At 73.8% G+C, this 1,990-nt stretch carries 3 protein-coding genes; 2 read left to right on the forward strand and 1 reads right to left on the reverse strand.

Annotation, left to right across the window (positions count from 1 at the left end; all coding sequences use genetic code 11):
• Positions 1-786: chorismate synthase (gene aroC / locus KBX53_RS31270; protein WP_210863349.1), on the forward strand; the 786-nt coding region annotated here is incomplete at its 5' end.
• Entirely contained in the window at positions 786-1,289 is a 504-nt protein-coding gene (locus KBX53_RS31275) for a shikimate kinase (protein WP_030335636.1), read from the forward strand. The genes aroC and KBX53_RS31275, both read left to right, overlap by 1 nt.
• 123 nt (positions 1,290-1,412) lie before the next feature.
• Here KBX53_RS31275 and KBX53_RS31280 read toward each other — a convergent pair.
• The coding region (locus KBX53_RS31280; RefSeq protein ID WP_210863351.1) for an alpha/beta fold hydrolase at positions 1,413-1,990 on the reverse strand (578 nt) is incomplete at its 5' end.

A 1,990-nucleotide genomic window follows, 5' to 3' on the forward strand; every position in this document is an offset into this window, starting at 1 on the left:
ATCCTGGAGCGCGCCAGCGCCCGGGAGACGGCCGCCCGGGTGGCGGTCGGCACTGTCGCGAAGGCGCTGATCCGGCAGGCGCTCGGCATCGAGATCGTCTCGCACGTCGTCGAGTTGGGCCCGGTGGCCGCGAAGCCGGGGCTGCGCCCCACTCCGTCGGACACCGCCCGGATCGACGCCGACCCGCTGCGCTGCCTCGACCCGGAGGCCAGCGCCCTGATGGTCGCCGAGGTCGACGCCGCGAAGAAGGCCGCCGACACCCTCGGTGGCGTGGTCGAGGTGCTGGCGTACGGGGTGCCGCCGGGGTTGGGCAGCCACGTGCAGTGGGACCGCAAGCTCGACGCCCGGCTGGCCACCGCGCTGATGTCCATTCAGGCGATCAAGGGTGTGGAGATCGGTGACGGCTGGCAGCAGGCCCGATCCCGTGGCTCGGAGGCGCACGACGAGATCATCCCGTCGGCGACCGGCGTGCGCCGGGTCACCGACCGGGCCGGCGGGCTGGAGGGCGGCATCACCACCGGTGAGCCGCTGCGGGTCCGCGCCGCGATGAAGCCGATCTCCTCGCTGAACCGGGCGCTGGCCACCGTGGACGTCGCCACCGGCGAGCCGGCCACCGCCATCAACCAGCGCTCCGACGTGTGCGCGGTGCCCGCCGCGGCGGTGGTCGCCGAGGCGATGGTGGCGCTGGTGCTCGCCGAGGCGGCCACCGAGAAGTTCGGCGGTGACTCGGTCACCGAGATCCGCCGCAACGTGGCCGGTTACCTCGACGCGCTGGTCATCCGCTGATGGCACCGGTGGTCGTGCTGGTCGGCGCGCCCGGTTGCGGCAAGACCACCGTCGGGCGGGCGCTCGCCGCGACGCTCGGCGTGGAGTTCCGGGACACCGACATCGACATCGAGCAGATGGCCGGTAAGCCGATCCCGGAGATCTTCATCGACGAGGGTGAGGCGCACTTCCGTACCCTGGAACGGGCCGCCGTGGCCGCGGCGCTGGCCGCCGGCACCGGAGTGCTCGCCCTCGGCGGCGGCGCGGTGCTGGCCGAGGAGACCCGGGCCGCGCTGATCGGGCACCGGGTGGTGCACCTCTCGGTCGAGCTGCCCGACGCGGTGAAGCGGGTCGGGCTCGGCGCCGGACGCCCGCTGTTGGCGATCAACCCGCGGGCCACCCTCAAGCACCTGCTGGACCAGCGCCGGCCGCTCTACGCCGAGGTGGCCACGGAAACGGTGATCACCGACGGCCGAACCCCGGCCGAGGTCGTCGCCGAGCTCACCGCCCTGCTCCCGCGCTAACCCCCCCCGTCGTCGTCGCCCCCCTCTTGCGCCGATCTTGCACTTTCTGCCCCGGCATAAGGGGCAGTGGCGCCCATGTCGCCAACCGGAAGTGCAAGATCGGCGCAGGGGGCGGGGTCTGGGTCAGCTGCGGGCGATCTGGTCGAGGATGTCGGTGAGGGCCTTCGGCTCGCTGAGCATCGGCCAGTGCCCGGTGGGCAACCCGTGCAGCTGGCCGTCGGTCAGCTCGGTGAAGAACGGGTGCTCCTGTCGGATCATCTGCCGCACCACGTCGAGCGGGATGGTGCTGGCGACCAGCGCGGTCGGCACCGAGCGCCCGCCGGTGCGTCGGACCGGGTCGGTGGCGGTCCGCAGCGGCTGCGGGGTGGCCCGGGTGCGCAGCAGCGCGAGCGTCGGCTCGTCGAGGCCGGCCAGGTTGGTCGGGTCGGCTTCCGGGTCCCAGGCGGGCGGCGGCAGCAGGTGCCCGGTGCCGATCGCCTCGCGCAGCCGCTGCTGCTCCTCCGGCGGCAGCGTGTCGAACTGCGCCGTGCCGTCCGGCAACGGCCCACTCTCCACATAGACGACCCGGGCGATCCGGTCCGGGACGCGGTCCGCGGCCTGGGCTGCCGGCATCCCGCCGCCGGAGTGCCCGACCAGCAGGACGTCGCGCAGGTCCTCGACCTCGATCAGCCGGACGATGTCGGTGGTGTGCGTGTCCAGGC

It is taken from the genome of Micromonospora sp. M51, from assembly GCF_018070305.1.
GTDB classification, from domain to species: Bacteria; Actinomycetota; Actinomycetes; order Mycobacteriales; family Micromonosporaceae; genus Micromonospora; species Micromonospora parva.